Here is a 21,358-nt window from a genome sequence, read left to right on the forward strand (position 1 = left end):
TATAAACCCCTTTTAAAATGAGTGCGAAATAAAAAATTCCATTTCGAGGAGATCGAAATGGAATTTTAAATGGTGTAATAACGTTTGTTTCTTGACTAATCTTACTGTCAATTTTAACCGTGATATACCCTTGAAGCAACAATTTTGTCTTCTCTAATATCAAGAACTTCGGCAACTAATAAGTCATCTTCATTGTCAACGGTTCTAATGTATTCCATAAAAACACGATCTCCATTTGCAGTAACCGACTTAAGCTGGTACTGTAAACTCGGTATATTCTCAAAAGCCGATTGCCACCATTGGCGTAAAGCCTCTTTTCCACTAACATTCCCGTTAGTTTCAGGGTTTTTTATTTTTAATTTTGGACTAAAATGAACGGCATCATCATCATATAATGATAATAATTTGTCTAATTCTTTGTTGTTAAAAGTTTCGATCCATTTAAAAGCAATCGATTGTAGTTTTTCTGGTGTCATGGGGAATGATGGGTTAGGAGTAAAAAAAAATCCTATTCACGAATGAAAAGGATTTTTTCTAATTATGTATTATTTTTAAAGGCGGTTATTAAACGTTCTTTAAATTGATGATTTCTTGTTCAGTAAGCAATCTCCAGTTTCCTCTTGGTAAGTTTTTCTTAGTCAAACCTGCAAAAGAGACCCTGTCAATACGCAAAACATCGTAGCTAAAGTGTTCAAATATGTTACGAACCACTTTCACGTTAGCGGATCTTAATTTAAGACCTATTTCGCTCTTAGCTTCTCCTTCAATATAACTTACGTCTTCAATAAAAACACGGTGTCCATCAAGAGTTAGTCCTTTGTTGATTTTTTCTAAATCTTCAAATTTTAAGTTCTTATCAAGAGATACGTGGTATATTTTAGATGATTTTTGACTTGGTAAAGTAAATTTACGAATCATGTCAGTATCATTAGTAAACAATAATAAACCCGTCGTATTTTTATCCATTCTTCCTACAGCACCAATTTTGGCAGTCGTAGAACCTTTTACTAACTCAAGAACATTACGGAACTCTTGACCTTCGTCAAAAGCGGTAGTAAAGTTTTTTGGCTTGTTTAATAAGATGTACACTTTTTTCTCTGGTGTCAATGTAGCACCATCAAAGTTAACCACATCTCCTGGTTTAACCATATATCCCATTTCAGTAACCGGAATTCCGTTTACTTTTACTGTTCCTGATGTAATGTAAATATCTGCATCGCGACGCGAGCACGCACCTGAATTAGCAATGTATTTATTTAAACGAATTTCGTCTTTTACCTTCGGTCTTTTTGGCGCTTGATTTGGCTTTTTTTCTACTTTATCAGTAGCAACATCGGCAACTTTAGTAGTTACCTTAACTTTTTTTGGCCCTTGAGCGCGCTTCTGCATGGCAGGTTTTGGCTTATTCGAGTGTGGTCGTGAGCTATTTGCTCTTCCGCCGCTACTCTTATTATTGCCTTCCTTGTTATTCATAATAATCAATAATTTGCGCAAAGATAGTATTTATATAATTGGCAATCAATAACTACTAATTAAAATGCTAAAACGTTAACCTATAGGAGTATTAAATAAGTGAATTTGGTTTTTTTAAGGAGCTATTTCCTGCTTTCCACTATATCTTTTACTTTTTAAAGAAAAAAGTAAAAGGATACCGTTGTAATCAGGGCTAGAATTACGAGAAAGTTAGGATTTAAAAGAAACCTTTTTTACATCATTAGCAACAATTTCCTGCCGTTCCATAAAACAGATGGATTGATCAAAACAATGCAAAAAACGCCTGCAACAATCAAGAATTTTAAAACATTATGCAACAATAAGTATTCTGCTTTTTGATGTGATTTCCATAAGTAAAGTAAAAAGAAAATAAGGATGATAAAGCAAACATAAAAATAGATGTCCATATAACCTACGTCATAAATATCTATTAAAACATAAACTGGGACAATAGTAGCTATCGTTAAAATAGTAATGATCTTTTTAGACATTTGCTCGCCAAAACGAATTGGGATTGTTTGGTAATTGTTAGCCAAGTCTCCCTTTAAATTTTCTAAATCTTTAATCATTTCTCGTATTAGCAATAATAAAAACAAGAAACATGCATGTGCAAAAATCACGGCAAAATGGCCTTTGTAACTTTCTATTTCTTCAAAGGTTATGCTATTGTAATAGTGTAGGAGTAAGGCAAAGAACGGTATAATAGCCATCATTGCAGCGGTCAAATTACCTACAACCGGATATTTTTTTATTTTATGGGAGTAAAACCAAATTAAGAAAATATAAGCCGAAAAAAATAAAAAGGCTTGCCAAGAAGCACATAAAGCTAGCAATGCGGCAATAAAATTCAAAGTAAAATAGACCTTTAGTTTGGTGGCCTGACTTACTAAGCGGTCTAGCATCGATTTATTAGGGCGGTTGATTAAATCTTTCTGGCTGTCGTAAAAATTATTGATAATGTAACCAGAAGCAATCGTAATCGCTGAGGCAAAAACTAATAAAAACAAATTGAAATCCAGTAAAATAGCAATCGCTCTTTTCTCTGGTGCTAAGATAAATATCGCCGAAAGGTACTGTGCCAATATAATAACCGGGATGTTGTGTCCCCTTACTACTGAGAATAAACTGATTACCTTTTTTAAAAAAAGCTTTTGCTTTCTACTTAATGCCATACTTTATTAAAATAATAAAGCTTAAAATCACATTGAATTTTAAGCTTTAAATTTGGTTTTTTTTGTTCTATTAAAACTGATAAACTACTTCTAATTTGTAATCTTTCAATGCTGTTTTTGCTCGTTCTAGATCTTCAGTAAATCCTAAGATATATCCACCGCCACCTGAACCACAAAGTTTCAAGTAATAGTCATTTGTGTCAATTCCTTTTTGCCAAATAGCATGAAATTGTTCTGGAATCATTGGTTTAAAATGACTTAAAACAACTTTTGATAATTTTTTAGTATTGCTAAACAATGATTTCATGTCACCTCCTAAAAAGTTTTCAACACAAGCATCAGTGTGTTTTACAAACTGATTTTTTAACATTGTTCGGAAACCTTTGTCTTTTAAGTTTTCCATAAAAATGTTAACCATAGGAGCAGTTTCACCTACAATTCCAGAGTCTAATAAAAAGACAGCACCTTTTCCGTCAAAACTCTGATTCGGAATTCCAGTTGCTTCAATATTGTCTTTAGAATTAATCAAGATCGGAATGCTTAAATAGCTATTTAAAGGATCTAAACCAGAACTTTTTCCATGGAAAAAGCTTTCCATTTGGGAAAAGATATTCTTTAACTGTAATAATTTTTCTCTCGTTAGATTTTCTAAAACCGTGATTTTGTCTTGAGCATATTTATCATAAATAGCAGCTACTAGCGCTCCACTACTTCCTACACCATATCCTTGTGGAATGCTAGAGTCAAAGTACATGCCGGTAGCGATATCACTTTTTAAAGTAGCTAAATCAAAAGCGACCAACTGGGGTTGCTCTGTTTGTAGCGTTTCAAGGTAGTTTGCAAAACGATTCAAACTCGCATTAGAAGCAATCGCTTCTGCAGATGGATTTTCGTCGGTTTTTAAAGCACCATTGTAAAAATTATAGGGAATAGATAATCCCTTAGAGTCACGAATAATTCCGTATTCTCCAAAGAGTAATATTTTTGAGTAAAATAAAGGTCCTTTCATATTATTTTAAATTAACAATTTGGGGTTGGTAATTATTCTATTTTTTTAATCTTATTTGGGTCTTGTCTTGTATCGAAAATGCGAAGAATATTTAAATTTTTTTCGTCAAAGTCATAATACAAGCTTATCTGTTTTGAAACCACGCATTTTCGTGTATTTCTTACTGTTGATTTTGGAAATAATTCAGGGTTTAATCTGATCTTCTCAATATTTTTATTCAATTTCTGTGCGACTTTCTTACGAATATCGATAGACCATTTATAGTCAAGAAAATCAAATAAATCTTCTAATTCGTATGTTGCTCGTTTCGAAATTACCACCTTTCGCATTAAAGATAGTTGATTATGAAGTCATCCCAAGATGTTGTATTACCATTTTTAAAATCTTCAATTCCTTCTTCAATTCCTTCTTTCTCTTCCGGCGACAACTCCTCCCAAAAATCTTTCTTGTCTTTAGTTAAAAGGGATTTGATAGACGCAATTAGTGATTCGTCATTGGTTTGCAATAACTGCTCAATAATTTCTTGTTTTTCTAATTGAATATCCATACTTAGCGCTTTAATCTCCTAAAGATACGAAAATTATAATAGGATTGCTCCATTTCCAATTTCATCACAAATGTACTGCCCATTTTGACAATAGCCAACTAATTCGTCTTTAATAAATTGCAAAACTTTTTCGCTAACGTTTTCGGGGTATAATACATGCACATTTGCTCCTGCATCTAGGGTGAAACATACCGGTATTTTAGTCTCGTTTCTAAATTTCCAAAGCGCATTGATGATCTGCAACGTATTTGGTTTCATTAAAATAAAATAAGGCATCGAAGTCATCATCATCGCGTGCAATGTTAGCGCTTCGCTTTCTACTACTTTAATGAAGGCGTTTAAATCCCCGCTCTTAAAGATCGCTTTTAAAGCATCTAAGTTTTCATGTGCTTGAGCAAAACGCCTCTCGGCATACGGATGGTTATGCATTAAATCATGGCCTACCGTGCTTGAGACTTGCTTTTCGCCTTTGTCTACAAGTAAAATAGTGTCTTGGTAGTTCTTGAAGTTCGCATGGATTTCGTTAGGGAATTCCACCCCAAATAAATCAGTACTGCCTGCAATATTCGCTTGGTTTCCCCATACAACCACTTGCCCTTTGACACTTCTACAAGCGCTCCCTGATCCCAATCGGGCTAGAAAAGAGGCTTTTTGATAAAAATACGCATCGGTCATTGCAGGATTAAGGGCTTTTTCTAAACTCATCAAGTTCATCGCAAGCGCAGCCATTCCTGACGCTGATGAAGCTATACCTGAACTATGCGGAAAAGTGTTTTTTGTGTCTATCGTAAAATGATACTCTTTTAAAAACGGAAGATAGACTTCGATTCTTTCTAAGAATTTCTTAATTTTTGGTTTAAAATCTTCTTTCGGTTGCCCTTCAAATAACAAATCAAATGAAAAATCCTCTGAACTTGCGTTGGACGATGTTGCAATATGCTTTTTGGCGAAAGCCAATTTAGTAATTGTTTTACAATTGTTCAAAGTAAAACTCACTGAGGGATTAGCAGGTATCTGATTGTCTTTTTTTCCCCAATATTTTACTAAGGCAATATTACTAGGCGCACTCCATTGAAATTCGCCGTTTTCTAAAGTATGAGAATAGGGTTGTGGGATAAAATCGTTTGTTGTCAACATGAATGGTGAAATTTTTACAAAGATACTTTTTTTGACTTAGACATCAATTGGTTTATTTGTTGAAAAACTCTTGATTTTTGATTAATTTTGAATTCTCAAACAAATTATATAAATGAATAAGATTACAAAAATACTTACGGTTGTTGTTACTTGTCTCGTAATTGGTTATTTCTCCGGAATTGTAACTCAATCAGCGGTGACAACTTGGTATCCTACATTAATAAAACCAAGTTTTAACCCGCCTAATTGGATTTTTGCTCCTATGTGGAGTATGTTGTATATCATGATGGGTATTGCTGCAGGATTAGTTTGGGACCGTATAGAGGCAGAAAAAGAGTTGGTTAGAAAAGCATTGATTGTTTTTGCAATTCAGTTGGCTTTAAATGCATTGTGGTCCTATTTGTTCTTTGGTTTGCACAACCCTTTGTTAGCTGGAATTGAGATTATTTTATTGTGGCTAATGATTTTTGAAACCTACACTCAGTTTAGTAAAATAAATAAAATTGCAGGATACTTGTTCTTGCCTTATTTGGCGTGGGTGAGTTTTGCTTTAGTTTTAAATGAAAGTATTTGGTGGCTAAATCGATAGTTTTAATTATAAAAAGTAATGTTTCGAAGCCAAAATAAGGAGTGTTGATTTACAGTTATTTGATTCTTTTTTTATTGAGATTTCACTATAGGTTGAAGTGAAAATTGTTTAGTTGCTTTAATCTATAGTTTTTTAAAAGCGGTTTTTTTTTCGAGGAGAAAATCCATTAAAGTCAAAACATTTTTGCTTGTAGTAATGCTTTTAGATCTTGGGTCTGCGTCACAAAACTCCATAAACAAACCTATCTTTTCGGGTTTAATATCCAATGTTTTTTCAAAATAACTTTGATTACAATGTGATTTTACAAAATCTTTAAATAGAACTTCAGCTGGTTCTTTTTTTGCGGGTTCTTTATCTTTAATGAATAGGCTTAAAAGCATTCCGCCTATTCGCATGAAGTCAACACCGTTAACTAGTTCGCCTGTGTAAACGCCTTGTACTTTTGGAGCAGCAGTTCTTTTTTCTAAGGTGTATTGATCTAATTTAGTTTGCTCCCAGCTGTCATCCTTGCTCAATTTTATAGAAGGCATGTTAGTTACGACAACTTCATTTAACTCTTCGGCGTTTAAAGTTAATTCAACAATAAGTTCGTTGTTTATGAATAGCAAAGGATTTATAGTGAGTTTTTTTAATTGATGTTCTTTTGAAACAAATACTAAAAGGTCGTTTGTTTTTGCATCAATAGAAAAATTTCCCTCAGCATCAGTTGTAGTGAGTTTTTTTGTAAAGGAATTAATGACTTCTACATTAGGTATGATATAACTATTGCACATTACTTTTCCTTTAATATTTTGAGAAAAGCAAAGTTGAAAGCTTAGCAATAGTAAAGCGCTGAGTAGTTTTATCTTCATAAGTTTATATCTATTAAAGTAATTGTAAAATTATTAAAATAGTCTTAATGAAAACTTAGTAAAGAGGTAATGTCTTGTTAAATTAAACAGCACTCGCCACAATAAACCCACTAGTCCAAGCATTTTGGAAATTAAATCCACCAGTAATCGCATCGATATTCACAATTTCTCCTGCAAAATATAGGTTGTTGTGCAACTTACTTTCCATGGTTTTAAAATTGATTTCTTTTAAATCGATTCCGCCAGCGGTTACGAACTCTTCTTTAAAAGTGCTCTTCCCATTGACTTGAAAGCTTCCGTTTGTTAATTGGTTTGCTAGGTTTTGCAGTTGCGCTTTGGATAGATCAGCCCATTTTGTTTCGATTTCGATTCCTGAAGCAAGTACTAAACTTTCCCACAAACGGTTTGGGAAGTCAAACGGTGATTTCTTAGATACCGCTTTTTTAGCATGTTCTTGTTTGAGTTCTTTTAATTTTATCTCGGCATCATTTGCATCTACATCATTCAGCCAATTCACATAAATGGTAAACTGATAATTTTTGTCATGTAAGATTCGGGCACCCCAAGCGGATAATTTTAAAACTGCAGGACCGCTCATTCCCCAGTGGGTAATTAATAAAGGACCGGTTGATTCTAGTTTGCTATCTTTGACCTTAACCGTCGCTAAGGCTGCTACTCCGGGTAATTCTTTAATTCGAGGGTCTTTGATATTGAAGGTAAACAAGGAAGGCACGGGATTCACAACCGCGTGACCATAGGTTTGTAACATATCCCAAACTTTAGGATTGCTTCCTGTGGCTAAAACTAATTTTTCGGTAATATAATTTTCCGATTGTGTTTCGATTTTCCAAACGCTTTCTCCTGCGATTTCGGGCCTGAAAATAGACTGTACACTTTGTCCTGTCAATACTTTGATGCCTAATTTAGTAGTGGCTTCAAGAAAACAGTCGATAATTGTTTGTGACGAATTAGATACCGGAAACATTCTGCCGTCATCCTCGATTTTTAATTCGACACCGTGTTTTTCAAACCATTCGATAGTATCACCTGAGCAAAACTGATGAAAAGGTCCTCGCAATTCTTTCTCTCCACGAGGGTAGAATTTTACTAATTCATTAGGTTCAAAACAGGCGTGGGTAACATTGCAACGCCCACCACCAGAGATGCGGACTTTTTGCAAAACTTCGGCACCACGTTCTAATATGGCTACTTTTAACTTTGGGTTTTTCTCAACGATATTAATGGCTGTAAAAAAACCTGCTGCACCACCACCTACTACTATTATATCAAAATCTTGATTCATGTTTTTGTTGTTTTTGCTTGAAGCAAAATTTATAATCGATCGGGAAAATCAGAGATGATTCCGTCTACTTTGTATGATTGTATTCTTTTTATGTCTTCGATTTCGTTCACCGTCCAAGGGAAAACTTGAAACCCAGTCTGTTGCATCTGACTTACATTTTCTGTCGAGAGCATCTGAAAATCGGGATTTATTGCCTGTGCTTTTATTTTTTTGGCGAAAGCCAAAGCGTCCTCAATACTCGTCTCCGTCAATACGGCAATTGGAATAGTAGGATTCAGCAAGCGGACTTTTTCCAAATTATCCCACTCAAAACTAGAGACGATAAAATCGCCATATTTCCACTGTTTTTCAGTTACATATTGCTCAATTATGCCAACTAATTTGTCAGCTAATCCATTGCTTTTTATTTCGATATTAATGGAGCATTTTCGATCAATAAGATTTAAAACTTCAATTAATGTTGGAATATACTGCTGTCTTTCAATTTGGAATTGCTGTAATTCTAAACGCGTAAAACTATTTACATAACCGCTGCCATTGGTCGTTCTATCGACTGTTTCATCATGAATTACCATGATTTCTCCATCAACACTGCTGTGAATATCAAGTTCGATTTGATCCACAGTAAGCGCTAATGCTTTTTGAAAACCAATCAAAGTATTCTCAGGTTCATAAACTCTAGCACCGCGATGGCCGATCTTTAACATGCTACTAATTTTTGGCAAAGGTAACTAAAATAAAAAAGCACAAACCAGATTCGATTTGTGCTTTTTTATTTCGAAAAATAGAGGTCCAAATTTATAAATAAATTTAATTTGGACTTTCTACATTATTTTATTTTTCAGTTGGTGTACTGTTCTCGTTTGAGGTTGTAGGTTTTGCCTCTTCCGCAGTATCGTTTCCTTTTAAATAAGTAGGTAGGTTTAATCCAGCCATGTTAAATAGGTCGTTCAATGGTGGGACTGTTTTCATCATTCCTGATACAAAGTTGGCAGTTGAACCTGCTCCGTTGTCACCATTATTTCCAGAATCCCAAACAGTGATTTTGTCAATTTTGATATTTTTAACCGCTTCCACTTGGGTTTTTACTAATTCAGGTAATTTTTCAATTAACAATAATTGGAATGCTTTTGTAGGGTCACCTCCAGCAGCGCTAACAACTTCGCGGTATCCTTCTGCTTGTTTTGTTAGAATTTCGTACAAACCTTTTGCTTCCGCTTCCATTTTTGCAAAGATAGCATCAGCTTCTCCTTTTGCTAACTCTCTTGTTTTTTCGGCTTCTGCTTGAGCGTCAATAATTGCTTTTTGTTTGGCAATTTGCGCCGGAATTACAATATTGGCGTTTTGAGTAGATCGTTCTCTTTCGGCACGGGCTTCCTCTGCTTTTTGCTCTGCAACATAAGACTCTTCTAATGCTTTTGCACTTTGTACTTTTTCAGAGGCTAATGCTGTTCTCAATGCTTCTGCTTCACGTTCACGACGTGCTGCTTCAGACTGTGCAATGGCAATGCGAGCTTCATTCTCTCCTTTTATCGCAATCGCATTTGCTTCAGATGTTTTTACACGGGTGTCTCTCTGTGCTTCAGCCTTACCAATGCTTTCATCTTTAAATGCAGCGGCAATACTTACTTCTCTATCTTTATTTGTGATCGCGATTTTTACGTCACGATCTCTATGTGTTTCTGCAATTTGAACGTCTTTCTCACGGTCAGCCAATGCCTTTCCTGTTTCTCCAATTTTCTCTTGTTCTGCAACAGAAATTTTGGCTTCATTGATGGCTTTTGCAGCAGCTTCTTTTCCTAAAGCTTCAATATATCCCGACTCATCTTTGATGTCAGTAACGTTAACGTTGATTAGTTTTAAACCAATTTTCTTAAGTTCAGAATCAACGTTTTTAGAAATGTTTTCTAAGAATTTATCTCTGTCTGAGTTGATTTCTTCAATAGTCATTGTAGCAATTACCAGACGCAATTGACCAAATAAAATGTCTTTAGCTAATTCTTGAATTTGCTCAGGTTGTAGGCCTAATAAACGTTCGGCAGCCGTGTTCATGCTTTCACTTTCTGTTGAAATGGCAATGGTAAATCGGCAAGGAACATCGACACGAATGTTTTGACGCGATAGTGCATTCGTTAAATTAGCATCAATAGAAAGTGGTTTTAGGTCTAAATATTGGTAATCTTGAACAACTGGCCAGATAAATGCACCGCCACCATGCACACACTTTGCAGAGGTGCCGCCTGTGCGACCATAAATAACAAGGATCTTATCTGAAGGACATCTTTTGTAACGAGAAATAAGCGTAAGGAAGGTTACAAAAACAACAAGTACGGCAACAACGATAATAATAATTTCAGTCATGGGTTATTTTAAATTTAGTTTTTTTCTACAATTAATACGTTGTTTTCTATAGCAACGACTTTCACGGAAGTATTTGAAAGGATTTTTTCGGAAGTTAGCGTCATGGCATCCAGCTCATGGTATGCTCCCTTTATACTGATCAATATTTTGCCTCGTCCTGATTTTTCTGCAGGAATGGTCAGGTAGACTTGCGCAGTTTGGTTCAAGGTACTTTCAATTTTAAAACTGTTGTTCTCTGATAGTTTTAAAATTTGTTTGATTAGCATAAAGAAGATAGCAACAAATAACAACCCAACAATAAGCGCAACAACAATCAATATTGTTTTGTTTTCTATGGTGTTGTAAAAGGAAATTCCTGTCCAACTGAAACCCAATAAAAAGTTGATTAAGTTGCGTAAGGTGAAAATCTCAAATGGCATCTCTACATCGCCGGTGTCTGAATCCACGTCGGTTTCTCCATCGCTTAAACCAACAAATGTCATGATGGTTTGCAGACTAAAAAACAAACTTACGGGTAGCGCAATGTACCAGAAAGCTTTTAGCAAGGGTTCGTAGTTTTCTAAAAAGTTCATAATAATGGTTTGGGTGTCCAAATTAGACGATATTTTTTACAAATGTTACAAATGTTAAAGAAAATATAATTTTTATTTTTAAAAGCGGCTTTTAGAAAAATAAAAAAGCACAAACGAGAATCGATTTGTGCTTTTTTGCTTGAAGTATTTGTGGTATTCTTCGGGTAATTTTTTTGTCACAGATTAGTAGCAATAAAAGAATTTTAAAACTGTGATAGATTTTATTTTTCTAATAGTACAATGTCAAACGGGCTATCAATAGTAACGGTTCCGTTTGTTACAATGGCCGTTTTACCAGAGTACGCATCTCTTAACGTTATTCCGTTATCGAAAATTGCACCAACAGATAGTTCTTTTTTACCAATCGATAAATCTAGTCCTACGACTACCTGATCACTATAATCGCCTTTAGTAAATGTTCTCGAGAATACATACGGTTGCGCGGTAATTTGTTGGTGTACGCCAGCACCAATCGATGGGTGGTTTTTTCTAAACTGTCCTAGTTTTTGCCAATGTAAAAGTGCCGCTTGAGTTGCAGGATTTGATTTGATGTCTTCCCAGTTCATGAAGGAACGCAATGTTGCATCGCCTTCAGTGCCTGCTACAATAAGAGAACGAGCCGATTCATCTCCATAAAAAACTTGTGCTAATCCTGGAGAAAGTAATAATTTGGTGGCCGTTTCTTTGTTCTTTGTTCGTGCTGCGTCAAACGGACTTCCATCGTCATGAGACGATAAGTAGTTCAATACGCTCGATCCTTTTAGTTCACCATTCAAAATACTTGCATATTTAGAGAAAATGAACTCATAGTCTTTCAAAGCATCTGATTTGAATTCGAAATTGATCATGTTGTTAAAACCATTGTCATAATAGTTTACTTTTTTGTCACCAAAATCAAAATATTTCCCGGCGCTAATGTTGTAATTGTAGACCTCAGCAATAGTGTAGAAAGGATTGTTGTCTAAAACTTTTGTTGGATTATTTTTTTTCCAAGTTGCAAAAGCAAACTCACATTGCGTCTTGAAATCACTCCATACACTCACATTTGTGTGCTTTACGGTATCGGCTCTGTAACCGTCAATTCCGTAATCAGCGATGTAATCTGTCAGCCACTTTATAATGTAATTCTTAGGTGTTCTAGGGTATGCTGTTCTTTCAAAAAAGGCATCTAGCGAAGCGACTTCTTTTTCGTAACGGCCTTCTGCTTTCCATTTTTCGATTAAAAAAGGAGGGAGCTCCACTTCTTGATCGCTCTCAGTTTTAATATCGGGTAAGTTCTTAACTAGGGTGCAAGCGGTTGTAGTTTCAAAGGTTTTGTAGTCACATTGTGGGTCTGTGCGTACCCAATCATTTGGCCACACCGAATCTTCAGGAGTTACCGGTCCTGTGTGATTGATTACGCCGTCAAGAATAATTCTGATGCCGTGGGCATGTGCTTTTTCAACAAGGGCTGCAAGATCTTCTTTGGTTCCGAAATTAGGGTCCAAAGCGGTCCAGTCTCTCGTCCAATACCCATGAAATCCGTAGCTGTATCCCGTTCCTTCATCAACGCCATCATGAATTTGTTCGACTATTGGAGTAAACCAAATCGCATTGATTCCGAGTTTGTCAAAATAACCTTCATCGATTTTTTGCGAAATCCCTTTGATGTCTCCTCCTTGAAAACCGCGTAATTTTCCGCTAGTTTTCGTGCGGTTGTAATTCTGGTCGTTTGCTTTGTCACCGTTGTTAAATCGGTCTGTCATTAAAAAATAAACGCTAGCGGCTTCCCATACAAAGGGAGTTTTTGCTGCTTTTTTATTGGAAACTTTTTTAGTAGCGGTGCAACTTACGGTTAAAACGACAGTCGCTAGTAAAAAAAATAGAGGGTATATTTTCATTTTATTAGAATTTAATTTTTATTTTTTCTGATGTTCCCTTGGTCCATTGCACGGGAATAGTAAGTGTCTTTTCTTTTTTGTTCCAATTAAAATCTACTGCTTTTCTATTGCTAGTAATTTTTTTAGGTTCAGCATCGCTGTTGTGAATAATCAACTGGATTTGGCGATCTATAGCAGTGTAATTAGCGCCAATTGTGGTGGTTAATTCAAAGCTCAAGATATTGCTTTTATTTTTGGCATTAAAATGTAAAATCTCATAGTTTCCTTTTTCGAAAGCTTCCGGAGTTTTACCATCATCATGGTACATTCTGCCAGAGCTTGCTTTTACATCGCTGTCTTTATAGTAATGTAGAGTTATTTTTGAAGTAGTATAATCACGCGTAGTTTGCACCAAATCAGCCATAGGGATAAAAGCACCGCCTCGCACAAATACCGGAATCTGCTCAGGTACTACAGCAATGTTTTCAGTTGTCGCTGCTGCATATTTCTTATCAGAATAAAAGTCAAACCAATTGCTGCTTTTAGGGAAATAAATCGTTTTGCTAGCTATACCTGCATGCGTAATCGGAGTTACCAGAAAGTCATTTCCCCATAAATAGGTTTCGTTTACTTTTTGGATAACCGTATCTGTAGGTTCTTCAAAAAGTAATGGACGCATCAATGGCGTTCCTTTTTGATTGTTTTCGAAAGCTAGGGTGTAATTATATGGAATCATTTGATAGCGTAATTCGATGGCTTTACGCGTTCTGTTTTTTGTAATTTCGTCTTTAAAAATAGGTTCAGAAGGAACGTCTTCCTGCGCATGTGGGCGAAAAATAGGTTGGAAAACGCCATATTGCAACCAGCGTGTGTACAATTCACTATCGTCTGTAGCTCCAGCAAAACCGCCCAAGTCAGAATGCATGTAACCAAGTCCTTGCATTCCCATTTGGAGTGCGATTTCTGTTTGTGCTTGCAATCCGCCCCAAGATCTGCTAACATCACCTGACCAGGGAATCATGCCGTATCGTTGTGATCCAGAATATCCTGCGCGCATTAATATAAAAGGTCTTTGCTGTGCGAAATCTTTTTTATAACCGTCCTGAACAAGTTTTGCCCAATTATGCCCATAGATATTATGAACTTCATCTGCTTTTCCAGCTACCGTGATCGCAGCAGACGGAAATACTTCAGGTTCGCCAAGATCACCCCACAATCCAGCAACGCCTTGATTGATTAAATTTTTATAAATAGTCCAAAACCATTGCTTGCCTTCAGGTTTAAAAATGTCGATGATTCCTGTGTTTCCAAAATAGAAATCATAGGTAAAGGGTTTGCCATTGCTATCTGTGGCTAAGATTTTTTTATCGACTGCTTCTTGCCATTTGCTTGACGTAGTTAATATAAAAGGTTCAGTGATCAGAATTGTTTTGACGCCTGCTTTCTCAAGGTTGGCAATCATGTTTGTAGGCTCCGGGAAACTTTCTTTGTCCCAATCTAAATTCCCCATCGTTCCTTGAACGGTTTTTCCAAACCAATATAAGTCCAGAATTACAGCGTCTACAGGAATTTTTTCATCTCTATATTTTTGAATTGTTGCTTCGGTTTCAGCTTGGGTGTGGTAACCAAAACGACTAGCAAAATTCCCAAACGCCCAACGAGGAGGTAAGGGTTGTTTTCCTGTTAAGGTGGTGTAACTAGTAATCAAATCGGTCCAAGAATCAGCGGCGATTACTTGATAGGTTTTTCGGCCAGAGATTGTTTCGTATGCTAGGGTGTTGTCTTTTTTACTGTCTAAATCTAAGTACCCAATGGCGGCATTGTCAAAATGAACGGCATATATTTTTGACGACATTACCAGTGGCATGGTGAAATTCATTAACTCTGAATGCGTTTCATAACCGTAATGTGCACGGTTGTATAATTGCAAACGGTTGCCACGGCGGTTCATTCCTAAAACACGTTCGCCTGCTCCATACAATGCTTCTGAATTATCTAAATTAAAATCGAGGACTTCTGTGCTGTCTTTTTTTATGTAGCCATTCTTCTCAGAGAGAAGTGCTTTCGATTTATAGAAATAACTAATCTGAAAAGGTGATTTGGTGAGCTTCACGCTAATCCCTTTGGTACTAAAGGTAAGACTGTTTTTTGTTTCTTTAATTTTGGCTATTCCGTTCTCTACTTGCATTACAACTGCATGAGAAGGAGTAGTATTTGTTTCTCCTTTTGGAATAAAAGTAGTGGCAATGATAGTAGTAGCGTAGGGCGTGAAAATATACTTGCCGTCTGAGGTGTTTACTTCAAGAGTATTTTTGTTTGTAGCATGGCCTTCGTATTTCCGGTTTGCATTTTGCGCAAATGAAAATGTGATTGTAAAAACCAGTAGTATGATGCTGAGAAGGAATTTGTTCATGGTACTTTTTTTTAGCCCTGATAGGACCGATATCCTCGTAACGTAGTGAAGAGATAAAGGGGATAGCAGGAAATAGCTTCTAATAATTACAAGCAAAAAAATAGTGTTCTTGCTACTTAAAGTAGTCTAAGTAAGCGGTTTTTTTAAATAATAGGGAGGCATTGCGTCCTTTGAAAAAATCATTTGGGTAATGCCTCGATATCATTCATTTATTGATAATCTTATGCCATAGCTTGTTCGTTTGCACGAACTAGAAGCGGTTTGTCATTGACATAAACGGTAAGATCTTGTGAACCTTCAAGCGTGATTTGGGTTTCGTTATGGTTTACAATTACTTTCAAAATTTGGTTTCTAAAATTAATTTTGAACGAATAACCGTCCCATTCTTTAGGGATTTTAGGAGAGAAATGTAAGCTGTCGTTTTTAACGCGCATTCCTCCAAAACCTTCTACAATACTCATCCAAGTTCCCGCCATTGACGTGATGTGGCAGCCTTCTTCAACCTCTTTGTTGTAGTCGTCTAGATCCAAACGAGATGTTCGTAAATAGAACGTATATGCCATATCCATTTTGTCTAACAAGGCAGCTTGAATAGAGTGTACGCAGGGCGAAAGCGAACTCTCATGCACCGTGAAAGACTCGTAGAAATCGAAGTTTTTATGTAGTTCTTCTTTCGAAAAGTGATCTTCAAAAAAGTAGAAACACTGCAATACATCAGCCTGTTTTATGTAAGGCGAACGCAACACGCGATCCCACGACCATTTTTGATTTATAGGACGTTGTGATTTGTCTAAATCCTTAACGGGAACCAAATCTTTGTCTAAGAAACCGTCTTGCTGCAAGTAGATTCCCAACGCTTCTGATTTAGGGAAATACATATTATCCGCTACTTTTTTCCACTCTTGGATTTCGCTATCACTTAGGTTTACTTTTTCGATAATTCTACTGTGATCATCAGCATATTCTGAAGCTACTTTTTGAATTTGTTCGAATGCATAATTAATACACCATTTTGCAATATAATTAGTGTAGAAATTATTGTTGATGTTGTTCTCGTACTCATTAGGACCAGTCACACCTAGTATTACGTATTGGTTTTTATCCTTCGAAAAAGAAGCGCGCTGATGCCAGAAACGAGCGATAGCAATCAATACTTCTAATCCTTTTTCGGGAATATAGGAGTAATCACCAGTAAAACGGTGGTAGTTGAAAATCGCAAAAGCGATGGCACCATTTCTATGAATTTCTTCGTGCGTGATTTCCCATTCGTTGTGGCATTCTTCGCCGTTCATCGTCACCATAGGGTAGAGGGCAGCACCATTTTTAAAGCCTAAGTTTTTCTCGGCATTTTCGATGGCTTTGTCCAATTGATTATAACGATACGTCAATAAATTACGGGCAACCTGCTGGTCTTTTGTCGCCATGTAAAACGGTATGCAATAGGCCTCTGTGTCCCAATAAGTGGATCCACCATATTTCTCTCCAGTAAATCCTTTTGGACCAATGTTTAATCGGCTGTCTTTACCTAAATAGGTTTGGTTTAACTGAAATATATTAAAGCGAATTCCTTGCTGTGCCTTCACGTCACCATCAATAGTAATGTCTGACATTTCCCAAATCTTTGCCCAAGCAGCAAGCTGATCTTGCAACAATTGATTGTACCCTTTGGCTAAAGCCGCTTGAATTGCTTTTTCGGCAGCTGTTTGCGTGTTGCTATGATTTAAAGAAACGGTGTACCCACCAATTTTTTGAATAGAAGATGTTTTTCCTTTTGCTACAATCACCGCATACAGACTTTGAATTTTGTCTGCAGTAGTATTGAAGTTGGTAGGAGAGAGGTTTAGATTTTTACCATTTTCAAAAACACTATTCTGCATAAAAGTGGTCACTTTAAAATGCGTTTTGAATGTTTGTGCAGTTACAAAGGCCTCGTTACCGGTGTGTTTTACATCAAGAGGTTCCCAGAATTTTTCATCCCAGTTAGCATCTTCATTAGTAACACCAGCGTCAATATAAGGTTTGTAAACTATTTTTGCATCTTTGTTTAATGTCGTGATTTCGTAGTTAATAATCCCTACCTCATCTAAGTCTAAAGCCAAGAAACGCGTTACGTTTACGGCAATCTCCGTTCCGTTTTTTAAAGTGGCTTCAAATGAGCGGCTGTACCAACCTTCTTTCATGTTCAACTCACGACGGAATTTTTTTATTTCGCTGCATTTATTAAGATCGAAAATTTCATCGTTGATTTCGATATCAATCCCAATCCAATTAGGTGCATTCAATACTTTAGCAAAATATTCCGGGTAGCCGTTTTTCCACCAGCCCACTTTAGTTTTGTCTGGATAGTAAATTCCGGCAATATAACTACCTTGAAAAGTAGCGCCAGTGTAGGTTTCTTCAAAATTAGCACGTTGTCCCATCGCGCCATTTCCTATACTGAAAAGGCTTTCAGATGACTTTACGCTTTCTGCGTCAAATCCTTCTTCGATGATAGACCAATTATCGGGTTTTATATAATCTTGATTCATTTTGTTTGATAGTTTTGTAGTTCAAGTTTTATTGCTGTCACGAGATACAGCCAAGGAAATACTTGCGCCTTATTTGTTGATTAATTCTTGAATGAAGCGGGTCGTTATTTGAGTAAAATCCTCAAAAATATACTGTGCTTCGTGTAGTGTTTTTTCTTCTCCTATTCCTATGCTGATCATCTTGGCAATGTTAGCTGCTTGAACACCCGCAACCGAATCTTCAAATACAATTGCATCCGCTGGATTGCTGTTCAAGTGTTTTGCTGCGATTAAGAAAACCTCAGGATCTGGCTTGGCGTTAGAGACATCATTGCCGTCAACAATCGCATCAAAAAAATGGATGATGCCCGTTTTTTCTAGAATAGGTCTTGCGTTTTTACTCGCCGAACCTAAAGCGATAGGTTGGTTGTTTTGCTTTAAAAATTCTAAGACTGGAATCACACCAGGAAGGATTTCGCTTTGATCCATATCGACTAAATAGCTTAAATATTCGTCGTTTTTTTGAACCAGCCATTTGTTCTTGTCTTCTTGTGAAGCCTGAACGTTTCCTAGTTCGAGGATAATATCAAGAGAGCGAACACGGCTTACGCCTTTAAGGAGTTCGTTATGCTCTAATGTGAAGTCTATGTTTAGTTCTTGAGCAATTTTTTGCCAAGCTAAATAATGGTATTTTGCCGTATCGACGATTACTCCGTCGAGGTCGAATATAAATGCTTTTGTACGCATGTCGAGAATAATTTTTTGTGGAAAATAAGTGGTTTAAGCAGTTTTGCTTAAGGATTAAATCAGGATAAGTCTGGACTGATTATTTTTTTACAACATCATCGACATCTTTTACTTTTACTACCAGAACTGCGGCGATGAGAAAACTCACTCCACTAGTTACCAGTGCAAAAATAGCATCGTCATGATAGAAGTATTTAACCAGTGGACCACCAATTAAAGCGTTGATAATTTGCGGAATCACGATAAAGAAATTGAAAATCCCCATGTAAACTCCCATTTTTAAAGGCGAAATAGAACCTGCAAGGATGGCATATGGCATTGATAAAATACTAGCCCATGCAATTCCTACTCCTACCATAGAAAGGATTAACCAATCTTCGTTAGGCATGAAATACATAGAGATTAAACCAAGACCACCAATGGTTAAAGAAATAGAATGCGTTAGTTTTCTACCTATTTTCTTAGCGATATAAGGAAGTGCAAAAGCGTAAAATGCAGAAACCAAATTGTAGATTCCAAAAAGGACACCAACCCAGTCACCGGCTGTTTGATACGCCTCACTTTTACTATCGTTAATAGGCAGACCGTAGATGTGGTGCGCAATAGCAGGAGTTGTAAAAACCCACATTCCAAAAAGTCCAAACCAAGAGAAAAACTGCACCCAACTCAATTGTCGCATGGTAGTAGGCATTTTTCTAAAGTCTTCAAAAATATCGAGAAGACTTGATTCTTTTTCTACAACTGCTGTTTCTTGATGTGCTTGTTCGTCTTCAAACTGGGCTAATTCTTCAGGTGAATATTCCTTAGTAGTAAAAATGGTTACTAGTATCGAACCAATTAAGATTACTGCACCAATGACAAATGAAAGAATCAAATGCATAGGAACGCCGCCATCTTCATTTCGATTAGAAACACCAAACCAATTAGTCAAAACATAAGGAAGCCAAGAACCTATTACGGCTCCAAAACCAATTAAGGCCGTTTGAACGCTAAATCCTAATGTTCTTTGATCTGTTCTTAAATTGTCTCCCACTAAAGCTCTGAAAGGTTCCATAGCAATATTGAAAGAGGCATCCATAATCATTAACATTCCAGCTCCAACCCATAAGGCAGGCAGTAATGCGATGAAAATTTCGGCTTGTGGCATTAATATCAAACCTACTGAGGCTAATACTGCACCAATTAAAAAGAAAGGTTTTCTACGTCCAAATTTTCCCCAAGTCTTGTCACTATAATGACCAATTATGGGTTGAACGATAAGTCCCATTAAAGGAGCAATAATCCAGAACCATGACAGCTCGTGAACATCGGCACCAAAAATTTGAAGAATTCTACTCGCATTTGCATTTTGAAGAGCAAATCCCATTTGTATTCCCAAGAATCCGAAACTCATGTTCCAGATTTCCCAAAAACTTAATTTACGCTTTTCCATTATCGTAATTTAAATATTAATACGATAAGCGCGATGCTTATCAAAACTTAACTTATTTTTCGAAGTAAAAGTAAAAGCTTTGATTGGGGTAAATGTAGAAATTAATTTCAAACATTTGTTTTTTGGATCTAAAAAAATCCAAAGATTAACAACTACAAGGTTGTAGTAATGAATAGTATAGCAGAATAGTTTTAATTTGTTGACTCTCTTTCGACCAAATGGGTTTCAATTACTTCGGTTTTATAGTTTTCAACCTCCTCTTCCTCTTCGCTTTCCTCTTCAGTTTCTAAACGATCAATAAGCATTTTAGCGGCTTTGTTTCCCATTTTCTTTCCGCTTTGACTTACAGTGGTAATTGTAGGAGTAGAATATTTAGAAATAATACCATCGGTGAAAGCAATTACCGCTAGATCTTCGGGGACATTTAATCCCATTTTATTTGCTGCTTTAATACTGGTTACGGCAAAGAGTTCGTTTACAGCAAAAACCGCATCAATTGCTTTGTCTTCTAGTAGTTTACCAATGATCACCTCGCAAGTATCTACATCTTCGATCTTGATGATGAGGTTTTCGTTGAAAGGCAAGCCGTTATCAAGCAATGCTTTAGTATAGCCATCTGTTCTTAATTTACCTACGCTTACATAGTCTACAGTGGTTACTAAAGCAATTTTCTTGCGCCCTTTGTCGATTAAGGTTTGTACTGCTTCATAAGCTGCTGATTTATCATCGATGATTACTTTATCACATAATATTTCGCTTGTAACGCGGTCGAACATAACTACTGGCATGCCTTGGTTGATAACTTCGGTAATGTGGTGAAAGTCTCCTTTAAGTTGCGTCTCTTTAGACAACGACATTATGAAGCCGTCAATACTACCATTAGCAAGCATTTCCATATTTCGAACTTCCTTATCGAATGAATCGTCAGAGAGGCATATGATGACACTATACCCATTTTCGTTTGCGACCTGCTCAATACCATTAATCACAGTAGAAAAAAAGTAGTGTACAATCTCAGGAATAATGATTCCGATTGTTTTAGTTTTGCGATTTTTTAAGCTAAGTGCAATGTTATTAGGTTTATAATTATAAAATTTTGCAAATGCTTGTACTTTCAATCTGGTTTCCTCTCCTATTTCTAAACTGTTTCTAAGTGATTTTGAAACGGTAGAAATAGAGACGTCTAGTTCTTTTGCAATTTGCTTAAGTGTAACTTTTCTTTTCATAATTATAAATCTGATAAAAAATTAATTCGTAATAAAGGTAGGATTTGTTTTTATTAATGGCAATTTTCCCATTAATAAATTAGATTATTCAGAAAGTTTTCAACACTATTACGTTTTCGTAACCTTTTCTAAAATTGTG

The 21,358-nt window shown here is 36.2% G+C and carries 19 protein-coding genes; 1 reads left to right on the forward strand and 18 read right to left on the reverse strand.

Going from position 1 to position 21,358, the window contains the following annotated elements:
* Window positions 1-113 precede the first annotated feature (113 nt).
* The 7 genes from HNP99_RS11765 to HNP99_RS11795 form a co-directional block, all read right to left on the reverse strand.
* Entirely contained in the window at window positions 114-476 is a 363-nt protein-coding gene (locus HNP99_RS11765; protein ID WP_173853584.1) for a nuclear transport factor 2 family protein, read from the reverse strand.
* A gap of 88 nt (window positions 477-564) precedes the next feature.
* Window positions 565-1,473, reverse strand: a complete 909-nt coding sequence (locus tag HNP99_RS11770) for a pseudouridine synthase (protein ID WP_173853585.1) — start codon at window positions 1,471-1,473, stop codon at window positions 565-567.
* 233 nt (window positions 1,474-1,706) lie between these two features.
* Window positions 1,707-2,666: a geranylgeranylglycerol-phosphate geranylgeranyltransferase gene (locus tag HNP99_RS11775; protein ID WP_173853586.1), complete on the reverse strand. Its 960-nt coding sequence runs from the start codon at window positions 2,664-2,666 to the stop codon at window positions 1,707-1,709.
* A gap of 70 nt (window positions 2,667-2,736) precedes the next feature.
* On the reverse strand, window positions 2,737-3,675 hold the full coding sequence (locus HNP99_RS11780) for a mevalonate kinase family protein (RefSeq protein ID WP_173853587.1): 939 nt from the start codon (window positions 3,673-3,675) through the stop codon (window positions 2,737-2,739).
* A 32-nt stretch (window positions 3,676-3,707) separates the two neighbouring features.
* Window positions 3,708-4,004, reverse strand: a complete 297-nt coding sequence (locus HNP99_RS11785) for a type II toxin-antitoxin system RelE/ParE family toxin (protein ID WP_173853588.1) — start codon at window positions 4,002-4,004, stop codon at window positions 3,708-3,710.
* On the reverse strand, window positions 4,004-4,222 hold the full coding sequence (locus HNP99_RS11790) for a hypothetical protein (protein WP_173853589.1): 219 nt from the start codon (window positions 4,220-4,222) through the stop codon (window positions 4,004-4,006). The genes HNP99_RS11785 and HNP99_RS11790 overlap by 1 nt, the downstream gene beginning before the upstream one ends.
* Window positions 4,223-4,255: 33 nt before the next feature.
* Window positions 4,256-5,359 carry a diphosphomevalonate decarboxylase gene (locus HNP99_RS11795; protein WP_173853590.1) on the reverse strand — a complete coding sequence of 368 codons (1,104 nt, stop codon included), beginning with the start codon at window positions 5,357-5,359 and terminating at the stop codon, window positions 4,256-4,258.
* A gap of 112 nt (window positions 5,360-5,471) precedes the next feature.
* On the opposite strand from HNP99_RS11795, the gene HNP99_RS11800 reads away from it, so the two are divergent.
* Window positions 5,472-5,948, forward strand: a complete 477-nt coding sequence (locus HNP99_RS11800; RefSeq protein WP_173853591.1) for a TspO/MBR family protein — start codon at window positions 5,472-5,474, stop codon at window positions 5,946-5,948.
* A gap of 122 nt (window positions 5,949-6,070) precedes the next feature.
* Here the strand turns inward: HNP99_RS11800 and HNP99_RS11805 are convergent, their stop codons facing one another.
* The 11 genes from HNP99_RS11805 to HNP99_RS11855 all read right to left on the reverse strand — a co-directional run bounded on the left by HNP99_RS11805 (window position 6,071) and on the right by HNP99_RS11855 (window position 21,219).
* On the reverse strand, window positions 6,071-6,799 hold the full coding sequence (locus tag HNP99_RS11805; RefSeq protein WP_173853592.1) for a peptidase associated/transthyretin-like domain-containing protein: 729 nt from the start codon (window positions 6,797-6,799) through the stop codon (window positions 6,071-6,073).
* 82 nt (window positions 6,800-6,881) lie between these two features.
* The gene (locus HNP99_RS11810; protein ID WP_173853593.1) at window positions 6,882-8,102 is read right to left on the reverse strand and encodes a BaiN/RdsA family NAD(P)/FAD-dependent oxidoreductase; all 1,221 of its coding nucleotides are present in this window, start codon (window positions 8,100-8,102) and stop codon (window positions 6,882-6,884) included.
* Window positions 8,103-8,131: 29 nt separating this feature from the next.
* On the reverse strand, window positions 8,132-8,809 hold the full coding sequence (locus tag HNP99_RS11815; RefSeq protein ID WP_173853594.1) for a glycerophosphodiester phosphodiesterase: 678 nt from the start codon (window positions 8,807-8,809) through the stop codon (window positions 8,132-8,134).
* A gap of 127 nt (window positions 8,810-8,936) precedes the next feature.
* Entirely contained in the window at window positions 8,937-10,463 is a 1,527-nt protein-coding gene (locus HNP99_RS11820; RefSeq protein ID WP_173853595.1) for a flotillin family protein, read from the reverse strand.
* A gap of 14 nt (window positions 10,464-10,477) precedes the next feature.
* Window positions 10,478-11,035, reverse strand: a complete 558-nt coding sequence (locus HNP99_RS11825; RefSeq protein WP_173853596.1) for an NfeD family protein — start codon at window positions 11,033-11,035, stop codon at window positions 10,478-10,480.
* 221 nt (window positions 11,036-11,256) lie between these two features.
* Window positions 11,257-12,915 carry an alpha-amylase family glycosyl hydrolase gene (locus HNP99_RS11830; RefSeq protein ID WP_173853597.1) on the reverse strand — a complete coding sequence of 553 codons (1,659 nt, stop codon included), beginning with the start codon at window positions 12,913-12,915 and terminating at the stop codon, window positions 11,257-11,259.
* Window positions 12,916-12,919: 4 nt separating this feature from the next.
* The gene (locus HNP99_RS11835; RefSeq protein WP_173853598.1) at window positions 12,920-15,307 is read right to left on the reverse strand and encodes a glycoside hydrolase family 31 protein; all 2,388 of its coding nucleotides are present in this window, start codon (window positions 15,305-15,307) and stop codon (window positions 12,920-12,922) included.
* Between the two features lie 221 nt (window positions 15,308-15,528).
* On the reverse strand, window positions 15,529-17,835 hold the full coding sequence (locus HNP99_RS11840) for a glycoside hydrolase family 65 protein (RefSeq protein ID WP_173853599.1): 2,307 nt from the start codon (window positions 17,833-17,835) through the stop codon (window positions 15,529-15,531).
* A gap of 69 nt (window positions 17,836-17,904) precedes the next feature.
* Window positions 17,905-18,561: a beta-phosphoglucomutase gene (gene pgmB, locus HNP99_RS11845; RefSeq protein WP_173853600.1), complete on the reverse strand. Its 657-nt coding sequence runs from the start codon at window positions 18,559-18,561 to the stop codon at window positions 17,905-17,907.
* 79 nt (window positions 18,562-18,640) lie between these two features.
* Window positions 18,641-19,993 carry an MFS transporter gene (locus tag HNP99_RS11850; protein ID WP_173839212.1) on the reverse strand — a complete coding sequence of 451 codons (1,353 nt, stop codon included), beginning with the start codon at window positions 19,991-19,993 and terminating at the stop codon, window positions 18,641-18,643.
* A gap of 191 nt (window positions 19,994-20,184) precedes the next feature.
* The gene (locus HNP99_RS11855; protein ID WP_173853601.1) at window positions 20,185-21,219 is read right to left on the reverse strand and encodes a LacI family DNA-binding transcriptional regulator; all 1,035 of its coding nucleotides are present in this window, start codon (window positions 21,217-21,219) and stop codon (window positions 20,185-20,187) included.
* Window positions 21,220-21,358 lie beyond the last annotated feature (139 nt).

Source organism: Flavobacterium gelidicaeli, from assembly GCF_013294005.1.
Taxonomy (GTDB): domain Bacteria; phylum Bacteroidota; class Bacteroidia; order Flavobacteriales; family Flavobacteriaceae; genus Flavobacterium.